Source organism: Citrobacter sp. RHBSTW-00599, assembly GCF_013784065.1.
GTDB lineage: Bacteria > Pseudomonadota > Gammaproteobacteria > Enterobacterales > Enterobacteriaceae > Citrobacter > Citrobacter braakii.
Genome location: NZ_CP056717.1, coordinates 369581 through 384128, shown reverse-complemented (window position 1 = coordinate 384128; position 14548 = coordinate 369581). Strand labels below are relative to the sequence as shown.

The following is a 14548-nucleotide window of genomic DNA, read 5'->3' as shown; positions in this document are numbered from 1 at the left end:
TCATCACTATTATAGGGGCATCTAAAGTAATACAGCGCACAAGGCGCTTTCCAGTATTAATTATATCCTGTCGATAATAAAAAACCGCCGCCCTGTGGGCGGCGGTATCTGGTTACTTACTTTTTGCTGCTGTCCGCAGCTTTAGCTGCCGGTGCAGCATCTGGCTGCGCATCGGCTTTCGGTGCCGGTTTGATGTCTAACAGTTCAACATCAAAGACCAGCGTAGAGTTAGCCGGAATGCCCGGTACGCCGGTTTTGCCGTAAGCCAGATCCGGCGGGATAACCAGCTGGATTTTGCCGCCTTTCTTGATGTTTTTCAGGCCTTCGGTCCAGCCTGGGATAACACCGTCAAGACGGAAAGAGAGCGGCTCACCGCGGGTATAAGAGTTATCAAACTCTTTACCGTCAATCAGCGTACCTTTGTAGTTGACTACCACGGTATCGCTATCTTTCGGTGCAGCGCCGGTACCTTCTTTCTCTACTTTATAGACCAGGCCAGTAGAAGAGGTTTTAACGCCCTTCTCTTTAGCAAATTTCTCGCGGTAAACTTTACCTTTGGCTTCATTGTCAGCCGCGTCTTTTTCCATTTTCGCCTGAGCGGAGCTCTTCACGCGTGCTTCAAACGCCTGCAGAGTTTGTTCGATTTCCTGGTCAGACAGTTTGCTCTTGTCTGCAAACGCATCCTGAACGCCAGCGATCAGCTGATCTTTATCCAGTTTGATGCCCAGTTTTTCCTGCTCTTTCAGAGAGTTTTCCATATAACGACCCAGGGACGCGCCCAGCGCGTAAGCGGCTTTTTGGTCGTCATTCTTGAATGCTGCTTTGCTGTCAGCAGTAGCGGCTGGTTTCGCAGCGTCAGCAGCGAAGGTGATCGGGGCATGCAGAGCAACAGCCATTGTGGTCGCCAGCAGCGTTACTTTAAACAGTGATTTCATCCATATCTCCAGGGCCGGGGCATCTCACCCCAAGGTTAGCTAACATAAAAATGTACTATAAAGCGTTGCAGAACAAATCAACATACGGGCACGCCCTATTATCACCACTTTTCAGACTCTTTTTGTTTAAATTAGTTTCGTGACCGAAGATTGAGTGCTGTGCAAACAGGCAAAGTTAAGTAGAATTCGCCGCAGTCCGCGATCTGCCGGAGAAAAAAGAAAGAGGTGAATCATGCAGGATACAACAATGGAAACTCGCCTGGCTGAACTGGAAAGTCGCCTGGCATTTCAGGAGATAACCATTGAAGAGCTCAACGTGACGGTGACCGCGCATGAACTGGAAATGGCAAAACTCCGCGACCATCTGCGTTTATTGACGGAGAAGCTCAAGGCAACGCAGCCGTCCCACATCGCGTCGCAGTCTGAAGAGACCCCGCCGCCACATTATTGAGACATAAAAAAAGCGGGATATTCCCGCTTTTTTTTTATGCCGTATACCGATTAGTGGCAACCGCAACCGCCGCCGTTACCTTTACCGCCACCGCCGCAGCAGCCTTCGCCACCGTGCTCGTGACCATGGTCGTGACCGTGACCACCGCAGCAACCGTCATGACCGTGGTCATGATCGTGGTCGTGACCGTGCGCACCGTGAACGTGGCCGTGAGCCAGCTCTTCTTCGGTCGCTTCGCGGATAGCGACAACTTCTACGTTGAATTTCAGGTTCTGGCCAGCCAGCATGTGGTTACCGTCAACCACAACGTGGTCGTCTTCCACTTCGGTAATTTCTACCGGTACTGGACCCTGGTCAGTTTCAGCCAGGAAACGCATGCCAACCTGCAGTTCGTCAACGCCCATGAAGACGTCTTTAGGAACGCGCTGCACCAGGTTTTCGTCGTACTGACCGTATGCGTCGTTTGCGCCAACAGCAACATCGAATTTGTCGCCAACTTCATGACCGTCCAGCGCTGTTTCCAGGCCAGAAATCAGGGAACCGTGACCATGCAGGTAGTCCAGCGGTGCACTCACCGGAGACTCATCAACCAACACACCGTCTTCTGTACGTACCTGATAGGCCAGGCTGACCACCAGGTCCTTTGCTACTTTCATGATATCTCCTGAGCATGGAAAGAATAGTGGCGCAGATTGTAGCGGAATTCTGCACCCGTGTACCCTCTAGCTTAAAAAAAGCTGCGCCATATCGCTAGTCCGGATGAAAAATCCCGATCACTTGCTCTTCTTTGCGAACGTGCTCGCGCGCCTCTTTATCGGCTTCCCGCATCTGATGACCGCACTTAACACACTCAACAATATCGATATTATTTTCGCGCCACATCGCCAGCGTATCCTGCGCCTGGCAGGACGGACATTTTGCGCCTGCGATAAAACGTTTACGAATTGCCATGGTTACCTCTACTCAAATTCATCCCAGCCATCCAGCTGACGTCGCTCTTGCTGCATCTCTCGTTGGAAAATCTCCTCAAGCTCGCGCCGGGCTTCCCTGGCTCGGGAGATTTGTACCGTATCCGTGTGCATGGGGATCAGTTCCCGCAACATGCGCATATCCAGCCGCCGAAAATGCAGCTGAGCGCGCTGAGCCTGGTGCGGATGCATCCCTAGCGTAACCAGCGTTTTTCGCCCTAACTCCAGCGCACTGGAAAATGTTTCGCGGGAAAACTGCGTCACACCAGCCTGTAATAACTCATGCGCCTCTACACGTCCGCGCGCACGCGCAAGAATATGCAAATGCGGAAAATACTGTTGGCACAGCTCCACCAGCTTCATAGTGTCTTCAGGTTCATTACAGGTAATAACAATAGACTGTGCGGCTTCTGCACCCGCGGAACGCAACAGATCCACCTGCGTGGCATCACCGTAATAGACCTTATAGCCATATTTGCGCATTAGATTCACTGCGCTGATATCTCTTTCCAGGACGGTAATACGCATTTTATTGGCCATCAACAGACGACCAATAACCTGACCAAAGCGCCCAAAACCCACCACAATCACCTGCGGTTTATCATCTTCCACCCAAGGTTTTTCATCTTCTTCATCCGTGCCGTTAAACTGGCGGGAGAGCCATTTATCAATCAACTTCATCACCAGCGGCGTGGTCATCATCGACAGCGTGACGGTCACCAACAACAGCGCCATTTGGTCACCCTGAAACAGCCGTTGGGAAGAGGCCGTTGAAAACAGCACGAAAGCGAATTCACCGCCCTGACTTAAAACCCCGGCAAACTGCATCCGTTCTGAGCTTCTCATGCCGTTAAGACGCGCCAATACATACAGCACCAGCATTTTTACGACCACCAGCACCATCACGCTCGCCGCCACCCACAAAATATGGGTATAGAGCACGCCAAGGTTAAGCGACATACCTACGGAGATAAAAAACAGGCCAAGCAACAGGCCTTTAAACGGATCGATTGCCGTTTCCAGCTCATGTCGGTATTCGCTTTCCGCCAGCAGCACACCTGCGATAAAGGTCCCCAGCGCCATCGACAGACCCAGCGCATCCATAAATAAAGCAGAACCCAGCACTAACAGCAGCGTGGCGGCGGTGAACACTTCCCGCACGCCAGAATCCGCAATAAAGCGGAAAACCGGACGCAGCAAATAGCGCCCACCTATCAGCATGCCGGCAAAGGCCAGCACCTTCATCCCCACTTTGATCCAGTCAAAATGTTCGTCAGCAGACCCCGCCAGCAGCGGAACCAGCGCCAACGCGGGGATCACCGCCAGATCCTGAAATAGCAGCACCGAAAAGCCCAGTTGTCCGGATTCACTGCGGTTCATGCCTTTTTCGCGCATCAACTGTAGCGCCATAGCGGTCGATGACATCGCCAGACCAATGCCGCCAACCACTGCTGCCTGCCAGGAGAACGCTGTAAGCATCAGTAGCCCTGCCAGCACAACCGCGCTTAGCATCACCTGCGCGGCACCGACGCCAAAAATTGAACGCCGCAATTGCCACAGTTTGGCCGGATTAAGTTCCAGCCCAATGATGAACATCAGAAAAACTACGCCCAGTTCGGAAAAGTGTAAGATTTCATCCACATCGCTGATGAACCCTAATCCCCATGGGCCGATAGCAATCCCCACCAGCAAGTAACCCAGCACCGGACCGATACCCAGTTTTGAGGCCAGAGGAACGGCAGCCACCGCCGCGAAGAGGAACAACACGCCGGCAGTCAATAAATTAGAACCTTCCATCAGCGGCCTCCCACAGGGATCGGATTCGCCAGCCAGTCACCATACGCTTTCGCATGGCTGTCCAGCTCCTGCTTCGTTTGCCGTCTGGCCCAGTAGACAATGATAGGGCTCATCCAGTGCATGCGGCACATACCGGCCGTTAGCTCAAAAGGGCGCAGTACATCGCTCATTGGATAACGGTTTAGCGCGTCATAGCGGTAGGCGCTTTCCGGCTCGCCGGTAGTGATAACGCTCCGCCAGTACTTTCCCGCCAGTTGATTCCCCCCGGGGCCGCTGGCAAATCCTCGGCTCAGTACACGGTCAAGCCACTCCTTTAACAACGCCGGGCAGCTATAGGTGTAGAGCGGATGCTGAAAAACAATCACATCATGCTCGCGCAGCAGCGCCTGCTCATGCGGAATGTCGATAAAAAAGTCAGGATAGTGCGCGTACAGGTCGTGCACGGTAACATTGCTGAGCTGCATGGCCGGTTTAAGCAGTACCCGGTTCGCGACCGAGTCCTGAGATTCCGGATGGGCATACAGCAGCAAGACTTTCGCTGGCTGGAACATCATCCCCCTCCCGGTTTTGTCTTTTGTCTATTTTCGACGTTTTGGGCTACCATTGCGCCTCGGTGCGGCAAATGGCCCACACATTACATTATCATAATGATAAATTAACATAGTCTGAACATACGGCGCCTTATGATTGTTTTCTCATCGTTACAAATTCGTCGCGGCGTGCGCGTCTTGCTGGAAAATGCCACGGCCACCATTAATCCAGGGCAGAAAGTTGGCCTGGTAGGTAAAAATGGCTGCGGTAAATCTACCCTGCTGGCATTGCTGAAAAATGAACTCAGCGCCGACGCCGGAGGATTTACCTATCCGGGAAACTGGCAGCTCGCGTGGGTTAATCAGGAAACGCCTGCGTTGCCACAGCCGGCGTTGGAGTATGTGATTGACGGCGACCGCGAGTATCGTCAACTGGAAGCACAGTTGAACGATGCCAACGAACGTAACGATGGACACGCCATTGCCACCGTCCATGGCAAGCTGGATGCCATCGACGCCTGGACTGTGCGCTCACGCGCCGCCAGCCTGCTGCATGGCCTCGGCTTCTCCAACGAACAGCTTGAACGTCCCGTCAGCGATTTCTCCGGTGGCTGGCGTATGCGTCTCAACCTGGCTCAGGCGCTGATTTGCCGTTCAGACCTGCTGCTGCTCGATGAACCAACCAACCACCTCGATCTCGACGCGGTGATCTGGCTGGAAAGATGGCTGAAAAGCTATCAGGGCACGCTGATTTTGATCTCCCACGACCGTGACTTCCTCGACCCGGTGGTGGATAAAATTATTCATATCGAACAGCAAACGATGTTCGAGTACACCGGCAACTACAGCGCGTTTGAAATCCAGCGAGCGACCCGCCTCGCACAGCAACAGGCAATGTACGAAAGCCAGCAGGAGCGCGTGGCGCATCTGCAAAGCTATATCGATCGTTTCCGCGCTAAAGCCACCAAAGCAAAGCAGGCGCAGAGCCGTATCAAAATGCTGGAACGCATGGAGCTGATTGCCCCTGCGCACGTGGACAACCCGTTCCACTTCAGCTTCCGCGAGCCGGAAAGCCTGCCGAACCCGCTGTTAAAGATGGAAAAGGTCAGCGCCGGCTACGGCGACCGCGTCATTCTCGATTCGATCAAACTGAATCTGGTGCCGGGGTCTCGCATCGGCCTGCTCGGACGCAACGGCGCGGGTAAATCTACGCTGATTAAGCTGCTGGCCGGCGAACTGGCTCCCATCAGCGGCGAGATTGGCCTGGCAAAAGGCATCAAGCTGGGTTACTTCGCACAGCACCAGCTGGAGTTTTTACGCGCCGATGAATCACCTATTCAGCACCTGGCGCGCATGGCGCCGCAGGAGCTGGAGCAGAAGCTGCGAGATTACCTCGGCGGATTCGGCTTCCAGGGCGATAAAGTCAGCGAAGAGACTCGCCGCTTCTCCGGTGGTGAAAAAGCGCGTCTGGTGCTGGCATTGATCGTCTGGCAGCGCCCGAACCTGCTGCTGCTTGATGAACCGACCAACCACCTGGATTTGGATATGCGTCAGGCGCTGACCGAAGCGCTGATCGATTTCGAAGGCGCACTGGTTGTGGTCTCGCACGACCGTCACCTGATTCGCTCTACTACCGATGACCTCTATCTGGTGCACGACAAGAAAGTCGAGCCGTTTGATGGCGATCTTGAGGATTATCAGCAGTGGCTGAGCGATGTGCAAAAACAGGAAAACCAGAGCGACGAACCGGTAAAAGAGAGCGTTAACAGCGCCCAGGCACGTAAAGACCAGAAGCGTCGCGAAGCTGAACTACGCACCCTGACGCAACCGCTACGTAAAGAGATTTCCCGCCTGGAAAAAGAGATGGAGAAACTGCACGCACAGCTGGCGCAGGCGGAAGAAAAACTCGGCGATAGCGAACTGTACGACCAAAGCCGCAAAGCCGAACTCACAGCATGCTTGCAGCAGCAGGCCAGTGCGAAATCCGGACTGGAAGAGTGCGAGATGGCCTGGCTGGAGGCTCAGGAACAGCTTGAGCAGATGCTGGCCGAGTAATCATGAGTGCCGGATAAGGCGAAGCCGCCATCCGGCACTATAGCCGATGATTGCCTGCTGACTGACTCGCGACAAAATCACATATTGGCTAACCCGCACGCGCTGTGCGCGGTATAGTTATTCTTTCCGATTATTAATTGCTCTGGTGTTATGGTTGAAATCACGTCCACAGAAATAACTCCACCTACCGACGATTCTCGAGAATTCCGTCCGATGCGCGGTATCAGTAACCGCCATCTGCAGACAATGCTGCCGCGTTTAATTCGCCGCAAGGTGAAGTTCGACGCCCACTGGCAGCGTCTGGAATTGCCCGACGGTGATTTTGTCGATCTGGCATGGAGTGAAGATCCGCAACAGGCGAAACATAAACCGCGCCTGGTGGTTTTTCACGGTCTGGAAGGCAGTCTGAACAGCCCGTACGCACATGGCTTGATTGAAGCAGCGCAAAAGCGCGGCTGGCTGGGCGTGGTGATGCATTTTCGCGGCTGCAGCGGCGAACCCAATCGTCTGAACCGTATTTATCACTCCGGTGAGACAGAAGATGGCACCTGGTTTTTACACTGGCTGGCACGTGAGTTCGGTCGCGTGCCGACCGCGGCGGTAGGCTATTCGCTCGGTGGAAACATGTTGGCCTGCCTGCTGGCAAAAGAAGGTACTGAGATTCCGATTGATGCCGCGGTTATCGTTTCCGCGCCTTTCGTGCTGGAAGCCTGTAGTTACCATATGGACAAGGGATTCTCCCGGGTCTATCAGCGCTACCTGCTAAACCTGTTGAAAGCCAATGCCTCGCGCAAGCTAGAAGCATATCCAGGCTCGCTGCCGGTGAGTCTGGGCCAGTTGAAATCTCTGCGTCGCATTCGCGATTTTGACGATCTGATCACCGCTAAAATCCATGGTTTCGCCGATGCTATAGACTATTACCGTCAGTGTAGCGCTATGCCGTTGCTCAACCAGATCGCCAAACCCACACTGATTATCCATGCCAAAGACGATCCGTTTATGGATCATCACGTGATCCCTAAACCGGAAAATCTGCCCTCACAGGTAGAGTATCAACTGACGGAACACGGCGGCCACGTCGGATTCATTGGCGGCACGGTGCGCCGTCCTGAGATGTGGCTGGAATCCAGAATCCCGGACTGGCTGACAACGTATCTGGAGGCATCATCATGATCATCCCCTGGCAAGACATCTCCCCGGACGCGCTGGACAATCTGATTGAAAGCTTTGTCTTGCGCGAAGGCACCGATTATGGTGAACATGAACGCTCGCTCGAACAAAAAGTCGCCGACGTCAAACGCCAACTACAATCTGGTGAAGCCGTGCTGGTATGGTCCGAACTGCATGAAACGGTCAACATTATGCCGAGGAAGCAGATTCACGAGTAATCCGTAGCCGACGGCCGACTATAATAAAAATTCAACCTATTCATGGAGTTGTTATGTCTGCCAAACATCCGGTGATTGCGGTAACAGGGTCCAGCGGCGCGGGGACCACCACCACCAGCCTCGCGTTTCGTAAAATTTTCGCGCAGTTAAATCTGCGCGCCGCCGAGGTGGAAGGTGACAGTTTTCATCGTTATACCCGTCCGGAAATGGACATGGCGATTCGCAAAGCGCGCGATGCCGGGCGGCATATCAGCTATTTCGGCCCCGAAGCTAATGACTTCGGTCTGCTGGAGCAAACCTTCATCGAATACGGCCAAACGGGCAAAGGTCAGTCGCGAAAATATCTGCACACCTACGATGAGGCCGTACCGTGGAATCAGGTTCCGGGTACATTTACGCCCTGGCAGCCGCTGCCTGAACCGACGGATGTCCTGTTCTATGAAGGACTGCACGGCGGCGTCGTAACCCCACAGCAAAACGTGGCCCGGCATGTCGATCTGCTGGTTGGCGTAGTGCCGATCGTGAACCTGGAATGGATTCAGAAGCTGACCCGCGATACCAGCGAGCGGGGACACTCGCGCGAAGCGGTGATGGACTCGGTGGTGCGCTCAATGGACGATTACATCAATTACATTACGCCGCAGTTTTCCCGTACGCATATTAACTTCCAGCGCGTACCGACCGTTGATACCTCCAACCCCTTTGCCGCCAAAAGTATTCCATCCCTGGATGAAAGCTTTGTCGTGATTCATTTTCGGAATCTGGAAGGGATCGACTTCCCGTGGCTACTGGCCATGCTGCAGGGATCATTCATTTCCCATATCAATACGTTGGTTGTTCCTGGCGGGAAAATGGGTCTGGCGATGGAATTGATTATGCTGCCGCTGGTCCAGCGACTGATGGAAGGCAAAAAGATAGAGTAAGGTGTTATTTTGCCGGATGGCGGCTGATGCCTTATCCGGCCTACGCGTTTATATCCTGTAGGCCTGATAAGTGAAACGCCATCAGGCATGACATCACGAAGCAGCAACCACTTCATAGGAGTGGGTAATGTTCACCGCCTTTTCCAGCATCAGCGCCACAGAGCAATATTTTTCCGCAGAGAGATCGACTGCGCGCGAAACGGACGCATCTTTCAGATCGTTACCCGTTACGATGAAATGCAGGTTAATGTGGGTAAACAGGCGCGGCGCTTCATCACGACGCTCTGAGGTCAGTTTCACTTCGCAGTTGGTCACATCCTGACGACCTTTTTGCAGGATCGAAACCACATCAATTGCGCTGCAACCGCCCGCAGCCATTAATACCATTTCCATCGGGCTCGGCGCTTTATCACCGGAGTTACCGTCCATCAAAATTTGGTGACCAGAGGCGGACTCACCGAGGAAGGTTAACCCCTCAACCCACTTTACACGCGCTTGCATATTTCGTAACTCCAATGTTTCAATTTTCCTGACAGATTACGCGTACATAACAATTCTCGCAACGGAAGGCGACCTGCGTCATGCTGAAGCGAGACACCAGGAGACACACGGCGAAAGCTATGCTAAAACAGTCAGGATGCTACAGTAATACATTGACGTACTGCATGTATGCAGAGGACATCACATTACAGGCTGCAGTTAATTTTTGACAGCCCCTTTCCCAGGTAGCGGGAAGCATATTTTTGCAAACCCAGAGGCAGCGTCGTTTTCTGGCTCTGGAGACAGCTTATAACAGAGGATAACCGCGCATGGTGCTTGGCAAACCGCAAACAGACCCGACTCTCGAATGGTTCTTGTCTCATTGCCATATTCATAAGTACCCATCGAAGAGCACGCTGATTCACCAGGGTGAAAAAGCGGAAACGTTGTATTACATCGTTAAAGGCTCAGTGGCAGTGCTGATCAAAGATGAAGAAGGGAAAGAAATGATCCTTTCTTATCTGAATCAGGGCGATTTTATTGGTGAATTAGGCCTCTTCGAAGAAGGTCAGGAACGTAGCGCCTGGGTACGTGCCAAAACCGCATGTGAAGTCGCTGAAATTTCATACAAAAAATTTCGCCAATTAATCCAGGTCAACCCGGATATTCTGATGCGCCTGTCTTCACAGATGGCTCGTCGCCTGCAGGTCACGTCTGAAAAAGTCGGCAACCTTGCCTTCCTCGACGTAACGGGTCGTATCGCGCAGACTCTGCTGAATCTGGCGAAACAGCCTGATGCGATGACCCACCCGGACGGCATGCAGATTAAAATCACCCGTCAGGAAATCGGCCAGATCGTTGGCTGCTCCCGTGAGACCGTTGGTCGTATTCTGAAGATGCTGGAAGATCAAAACCTGATCTCCGCACACGGTAAGACCATCGTCGTCTACGGCACCCGTTAACCCCATCGAAGTGGCGCGTTACTCAGTGATGCGCCACTTTTGTTTACACCGATGTGGCGAAGACTGATATACCACCCAGAGATCAACTACGCACTACGGCAGACGCTGGTGCTATGTTTACCTGTGGCTGTTGGTCTGATCATCGGTCAGCTTCATCTGGGGCTCCTCTTCTCCCTGGTCCCTGCCTGTTGCAACATTGCCGGCCTTGATACCCCGCACAAGCGCTTTTTCAAACGTTTAGCTATTGGCGCGTCTTTGTTTGCCGGTTGCAGTCTGATCATGCAGTTGCTGCTGGCACAGGCCATACCGCTGCCGCTTATCCTCACCGGACTGACGCTAATTCTTGGCGTAACCGCCGAGCTCAGCCCTCTGCATGCCCGACTGTTACCGGCCTCACTTATCGCCGCGATTTTCACGCTAAGCCTGGTCGGGAACATGCCCGTCTGGGAACCGTTGCTGATCTATGCGCTGGGCACGTTATGGTACGGCCTGTTCAACTGGTTCTGGTTCTGGATGTGGCGCGAGCAGCCGCTCCGTGAATCGCTCAGCTTGTTGTACCGTGAATTAGCCGATTACTGTGAGGCCAAGTACAGCCTGCTGACCCAGCATGCCGATCCGGAAAAAGCGCTGCCTCCCCTGCTGGTTCGCCAGCAGAAAGCGGTGGATCTGATTACCCAGTGCTACCAGCAAATGCATATGCTGTCGGCGCATCGCAACAACGATTACAAGCGCCTGCTGCGTGCCTTTCAGGAGGCACTGGACTTGCAGGAGCATATTTCCGTCAGCCTCCACCAGCCGGAAGAGGTGCAAAAGCTGGTCGAACGTAGCCACGCCGAACAGGTGATTCGCTGGAATGCGCGCACCGTCGCCGAACGCCTTCGGGTACTGGCTGATGATATTCTGTATCACCGCTTGCCGACCCGTTTCTCGATGGACAAGCAGATTGGCACGCTGGAGAAAATCGCCAACCAGCATCCGGACAATCCGGTGGGACAATTTTGCTACTGGCACTTCAGCCGTATTGCCCGCGTGCTACGCACCCAGCGACCGCTGTACGCCCGAGATTTAATGGCGGACAAGCAGCGTCGGTTGCCGCTGATCCCGGCCCTGAAAAACTATCTGTCGTTGAAATCGCCGGCGTTGCGTAATGCCGGACGCATCAGCGTTATGCTGAGTATCGCCAGCCTGATGGGCAGCGCTTTACACCTGCCAAAGCCTTACTGGATTTTGATGACGATCCTGTTCGTCACGCAAAATGGCTACGGAGCAACCCGGGTACGTATTTTACACCGTTCAGCAGGAACGCTCGTTGGACTGGTCATTGCCGGGGTCACCCTGCACTTTCATATTCAGGAAGGTTACACGCTGGCAGGCATGCTGCTGATTACCCTGGGTAGCTATCTGATCATGCGCAAAAACTACGGCTGGGCTACCGTCGGCTTTACGGTCACGGCGGTATACACCCTGCAACTGCTGACGCTGAACGGAGAACAGTTTATCGTGCCGCGGTTTGTCGATACGGTTATTGGCTGCTTAATCGCCTTTGGCGGTACACTCTGGCTGTGGCCGCAGTGGCAGAGCGGCCTGCTGCGTAAGAACGCCCATGATGCGTTAGAAGCCGATCAGGAGGCCATTCGCCTGATCCTCAGTAACGATCCGCAGGCCACGCCGCTGGCGTATCAACGCATGCGGGTCAATCAGGCGCATAACACGTTGTTCAACTCACTGAACCAGGCGATGCAGGAGCCAGGATTCAACTCGCACTACCTGGCGGACATGAAACTGTGGGTCACGCACAGCCAGTTCATCGTCGAGCACATCAACGCGATGACCACACTGGCAAGGGAACATACAATGCTGACGCCGGATTTAGCGCAGCGGTATCTGGAATCCTGTGAAATTGCGCTCCAGCGCTGTCAGCAGCGGCTGGAATATGACGGACCGGGAAGCTCAGGCGATGTGAATATTCTCGAAGCGCCAGAGATGCTGTCCCACGGTCCGTTAAGCACCCTTGAGCAGCATCTGCAACGGATACTGGGGCATCTGAACACCATGCACACCATTTCGTCGGTAGCATGGCGTCAGCGACCGCACCACGGAATCTGGCTGAGCCGCCGTCTGCGGGACATGAAAGGTTAAGATCGACTGCCGGATGCGCTGTGCTTATCCGGCAACAGGTAATCAGGCAACGACTTTCGCTACCGCTTGTGCGAAACGCTGCATCCCTTCATCGATATCCGCCTGCTCAACTACCAGCGACGGCGCGAAACGCATCACGTCCGGTCCGGCGTTGAGTACCATCACCCCTTCGTGCGCGGCGGCATACAGGAAATCGCGCGCCCGGCCTTTAAACTGCGGCTTCAGCTCGGCGCCAATCAGCAGCCCCATCCCGCGAATATCGCTAAAAATGTCGAACTGTTGATCAATTTTGTGCAAATGCTGGACAAACGTCTGACGTTTGGCCTGAATACCTTCCAACACTTCCGGCGTGTTGATGATATCAAACGCGGCCCCCGCAACTGCGCAGGCCAGCGGATTGCCACCGTAAGTGGAACCGTGCGAACCCACATGAAATGCGGAGGCAATCTCTTGGGTGGTCAGCACCGCGCTCACCGGGAAGCCGCCGCCGAGAGCCTTCGCGCTGGTGAGGATATCCGGCGTCACGCCATAGTGCATATAGGCAAACAGATCGCCGGTACGGCCCATCCCGCTCTGCACTTCATCCAATACCAATAGCGCCTGGTGTTGGTCGCAAAGTTCACGCAAACCTTGCAGGAATTCCGGCGTTGCCGCGGTGACGCCACCTTCCCCCTGAATAGGCTCAACCACCACCGCACAGGTGTGATCGTCCATCACCGCTTTGACCGCATGCAGATCGTTAAACGGTACATGGATGATATCCGCTGGTTTTGGTCCAAAACCGTCAGAGTATTTTGGCTGCCCGCCGACGGACACGGTAAACAGCGAACGACCGTGAAACGCATTGTGGAAGGCAATGATTTTGGTTTTGAACGGGCTATGGCGCACGCAGGCATAGTGGCGCGCCAGCTTAAAGGCGGTTTCGTTAGCTTCGGTACCCGAGTTCATGAACAGCACGCGCTCGGCGAAGGTCGCATCAATGATTTTACGGCCCAGGCGCAACGCCGGTTCGTTGGTGAAAACGTTGCTGGTATGCCACAGGGTTTCACCCTGGGTTTTTAACGCCTCCACCAGGACCGGATGGCAATGCCCTAGTGCAGTAACTGCAATGCCGCCCGCGAAATCAACATACTCTTTGCCCTGTTGATCCCAGACTCGACTCCCTTTTCCTTTTACCGGGATAAACTCAGCCGGTGCATAAATCGGCAGAATCACTTCATCGAATGTCGCGCGCGTAATTGCAGTTTGTTCAGTTGCCATGTCATTGCCACCCTGTTAAGCAGAAATGTTAGTGAAATTATAATCACAAAATATGAATAAAAAATCACTGAATAGCAACCACAAATCACCGGTGGAGGAAATTAGCCAGCAGTTGATGCCCCTGTTCGCTGAGAATACTCTCCGGGTGAAACTGCACCCCTTCCATATCCCACTCGCGGTGACGAATGCCCATAATCTCCTGCGTTTCACTCCAGGCCGTCACCTCAAAGCAGTCAGGAAGCGTCGCGGGGGCAACCACCAGAGAATGGTAGCGCGTCACCGTTAATGGGTTGGCGAGCCCCTGAAAAACACCCTGCCCGTTATGCGTAATTGGCGAGGTTTTACCGTGCATCACTTTAGCTGCCCGAACCACTGTCGCGCCAAAGGCCTGCGCCATAGCCTGATGTCCCAGACAAACACCCAGCAAGGGCGTCTTGCCCGCGAAATGACGAATAACATCCAATGAGATCCCAGCGTCATCCGGCGTGCAGGGGCCTGGGGATATTACGATTTTTTGCGGGCTTAGCGCGTCGATTTGCGCCAGCGTCAGTTCGTCGTTGCGCCTGACAAGGACATCAGCGCCCAGTTCGCAGAAGTATTGGTACAGGTTCCAGGTAAAAGAATCATAGTTATCGATAAGCAGGATCATGGCGGCTCCGG

Annotated in this window: 15 protein-coding genes; 7 read left to right on the top strand and 8 right to left on the bottom strand. The window is 53.9% G+C overall.

From position 1 onward, the window contains the following. Positions 1-116: 116 nt before the first annotated feature. Positions 117-935: an FKBP-type peptidyl-prolyl cis-trans isomerase gene (gene fkpA / locus HV243_RS01755; protein WP_016154767.1), complete on the bottom strand. Its 819-nt coding sequence runs from the start codon at positions 933-935 to the stop codon at positions 117-119. A gap of 232 nt (positions 936-1167) precedes the next feature. On the opposite strand from fkpA, the gene HV243_RS01750 reads away from it, so the two are divergent. Continuing rightward, on the top strand, positions 1168-1386 hold the full coding sequence (locus tag HV243_RS01750; protein WP_003023639.1) for a protein SlyX: 219 nt from the start codon (positions 1168-1170) through the stop codon (positions 1384-1386). Positions 1387-1436: 50 nt separating this feature from the next. Here the strand turns inward: HV243_RS01750 and slyD are convergent, their stop codons facing one another. The 4 genes from slyD to kefG all read right to left on the bottom strand — a co-directional run bounded on the left by slyD (position 1437) and on the right by kefG (position 4702). Continuing rightward, entirely contained in the window at positions 1437-2042 is a 606-nt protein-coding gene (slyD, locus tag HV243_RS01745) for a peptidylprolyl isomerase (RefSeq protein ID WP_003023634.1), read from the bottom strand. A 94-nt stretch (positions 2043-2136) separates the two neighbouring features. Further along, the gene (locus tag HV243_RS01740) at positions 2137-2337 is read right to left on the bottom strand and encodes a YheV family putative zinc ribbon protein (protein WP_016154768.1); all 201 of its coding nucleotides are present in this window, start codon (positions 2335-2337) and stop codon (positions 2137-2139) included. Between the two features lie 8 nt (positions 2338-2345). After that, positions 2346-4151 carry a glutathione-regulated potassium-efflux system protein KefB gene (kefB, locus tag HV243_RS01735; RefSeq protein WP_053388945.1) on the bottom strand — a complete coding sequence of 602 codons (1806 nt, stop codon included), beginning with the start codon at positions 4149-4151 and terminating at the stop codon, positions 2346-2348. Further along, on the bottom strand, positions 4151-4702 hold the full coding sequence (kefG, locus tag HV243_RS01730; protein WP_003023629.1) for a glutathione-regulated potassium-efflux system ancillary protein KefG: 552 nt from the start codon (positions 4700-4702) through the stop codon (positions 4151-4153). The genes kefB and kefG overlap by 1 nt, the downstream gene beginning before the upstream one ends. A gap of 132 nt (positions 4703-4834) precedes the next feature. Here kefG and HV243_RS01725 point away from each other — a divergent pair, with 132 nt between their 5' ends. From HV243_RS01725 to HV243_RS01710, 4 genes are all read left to right on the top strand, one after another. Further along, positions 4835-6736 (top strand): ABC transporter ATP-binding protein, encoded by a 1902-nt coding sequence (locus HV243_RS01725; RefSeq protein WP_053388946.1) that lies wholly within the window; start codon positions 4835-4837, stop codon positions 6734-6736. A 150-nt stretch (positions 6737-6886) separates the two neighbouring features. Further along, entirely contained in the window at positions 6887-7909 is a 1023-nt protein-coding gene (locus tag HV243_RS01720; RefSeq protein WP_016154772.1) for a hydrolase, read from the top strand. Beyond that, positions 7906-8124: a YheU family protein gene (locus HV243_RS01715; protein WP_003023615.1), complete on the top strand. Its 219-nt coding sequence runs from the start codon at positions 7906-7908 to the stop codon at positions 8122-8124. The genes HV243_RS01720 and HV243_RS01715 overlap by 4 nt, the downstream gene beginning before the upstream one ends. 53 nt (positions 8125-8177) lie before the next feature. Next, entirely contained in the window at positions 8178-9047 is an 870-nt protein-coding gene (locus HV243_RS01710; RefSeq protein WP_003827751.1) for a phosphoribulokinase, read from the top strand. Positions 9048-9140: 93 nt separating this feature from the next. On the opposite strand, the gene HV243_RS01705 is transcribed toward HV243_RS01710, so the two are convergent. Further along, a complete protein-coding gene (locus HV243_RS01705) occupies positions 9141-9548 on the bottom strand; it encodes an OsmC family protein (RefSeq protein ID WP_016154773.1) in 408 nt (135 codons plus the stop codon). Positions 9549-9856: 308 nt separating this feature from the next. Here HV243_RS01705 and crp point away from each other — a divergent pair, with 308 nt between their 5' ends. Both crp and HV243_RS01695 read left to right on the top strand, forming a co-directional pair. After that, complete coding sequence (gene crp / locus HV243_RS01700) at positions 9857-10489, top strand: cAMP-activated global transcriptional regulator CRP (protein ID WP_000242758.1); 633 nt, start codon at positions 9857-9859, stop codon at positions 10487-10489. 51 nt (positions 10490-10540) lie between these two features. Next, entirely contained in the window at positions 10541-12628 is a 2088-nt protein-coding gene (locus tag HV243_RS01695; protein WP_016154774.1) for a YccS/YhfK family putative transporter, read from the top strand. 42 nt (positions 12629-12670) lie between these two features. Here HV243_RS01695 and HV243_RS01690 read toward each other — a convergent pair whose 3' ends face one another. Both HV243_RS01690 and pabA read right to left on the bottom strand, forming a co-directional pair. Continuing rightward, entirely contained in the window at positions 12671-13888 is a 1218-nt protein-coding gene (locus HV243_RS01690; RefSeq protein ID WP_053388947.1) for an aspartate aminotransferase family protein, read from the bottom strand. An 85-nt stretch (positions 13889-13973) separates the two neighbouring features. Continuing rightward, positions 13974-14537: an aminodeoxychorismate synthase component 2 gene (gene pabA / locus HV243_RS01685; RefSeq protein WP_053388948.1), complete on the bottom strand. Its 564-nt coding sequence runs from the start codon at positions 14535-14537 to the stop codon at positions 13974-13976. Between the last annotated feature and the right edge of the window lie 11 nt (positions 14538-14548).

What these genes read in the sequence shown, in the direction of transcription:
- fkpA (WP_016154767.1), bottom strand. Translation starts at nt 935, where the DNA reads ATGAAATCACTGTTTAAAGTAACGCTGCTGGCGACCACAATGGCTGTT.
- HV243_RS01750 (WP_003023639.1), top strand. Translation starts at nt 1,168, where the DNA reads ATGCAGGATACAACAATGGAAACTCGCCTGGCTGAACTGGAAAGTCGC.
- slyD (WP_003023634.1), bottom strand. Translation starts at nt 2,042, where the DNA reads ATGAAAGTAGCAAAGGACCTGGTGGTCAGCCTGGCCTATCAGGTACGT.
- HV243_RS01740 (WP_016154768.1), bottom strand. Translation starts at nt 2,337, where the DNA reads ATGGCAATTCGTAAACGTTTTATCGCAGGCGCAAAATGTCCGTCCTGC.
- kefB (WP_053388945.1), bottom strand. Translation starts at nt 4,151, where the DNA reads ATGGAAGGTTCTAATTTATTGACTGCCGGCGTGTTGTTCCTCTTCGCG.
- kefG (WP_003023629.1), bottom strand. Translation starts at nt 4,702, where the DNA reads ATGTTCCAGCCAGCGAAAGTCTTGCTGCTGTATGCCCATCCGGAATCT.
- HV243_RS01725 (WP_053388946.1), top strand. Translation starts at nt 4,835, where the DNA reads ATGATTGTTTTCTCATCGTTACAAATTCGTCGCGGCGTGCGCGTCTTG.
- HV243_RS01720 (WP_016154772.1), top strand. Translation starts at nt 6,887, where the DNA reads ATGGTTGAAATCACGTCCACAGAAATAACTCCACCTACCGACGATTCT.
- HV243_RS01715 (WP_003023615.1), top strand. Translation starts at nt 7,906, where the DNA reads ATGATCATCCCCTGGCAAGACATCTCCCCGGACGCGCTGGACAATCTG.
- HV243_RS01710 (WP_003827751.1), top strand. Translation starts at nt 8,178, where the DNA reads ATGTCTGCCAAACATCCGGTGATTGCGGTAACAGGGTCCAGCGGCGCG.
- HV243_RS01705 (WP_016154773.1), bottom strand. Translation starts at nt 9,548, where the DNA reads ATGCAAGCGCGTGTAAAGTGGGTTGAGGGGTTAACCTTCCTCGGTGAG.
- crp (WP_000242758.1), top strand. Translation starts at nt 9,857, where the DNA reads ATGGTGCTTGGCAAACCGCAAACAGACCCGACTCTCGAATGGTTCTTG.
- HV243_RS01695 (WP_016154774.1), top strand. Translation starts at nt 10,541, where the DNA reads ATGTGGCGAAGACTGATATACCACCCAGAGATCAACTACGCACTACGG.
- HV243_RS01690 (WP_053388947.1), bottom strand. Translation starts at nt 13,888, where the DNA reads ATGGCAACTGAACAAACTGCAATTACGCGCGCGACATTCGATGAAGTG.
- pabA (WP_053388948.1), bottom strand. Translation starts at nt 14,537, where the DNA reads ATGATCCTGCTTATCGATAACTATGATTCTTTTACCTGGAACCTGTAC.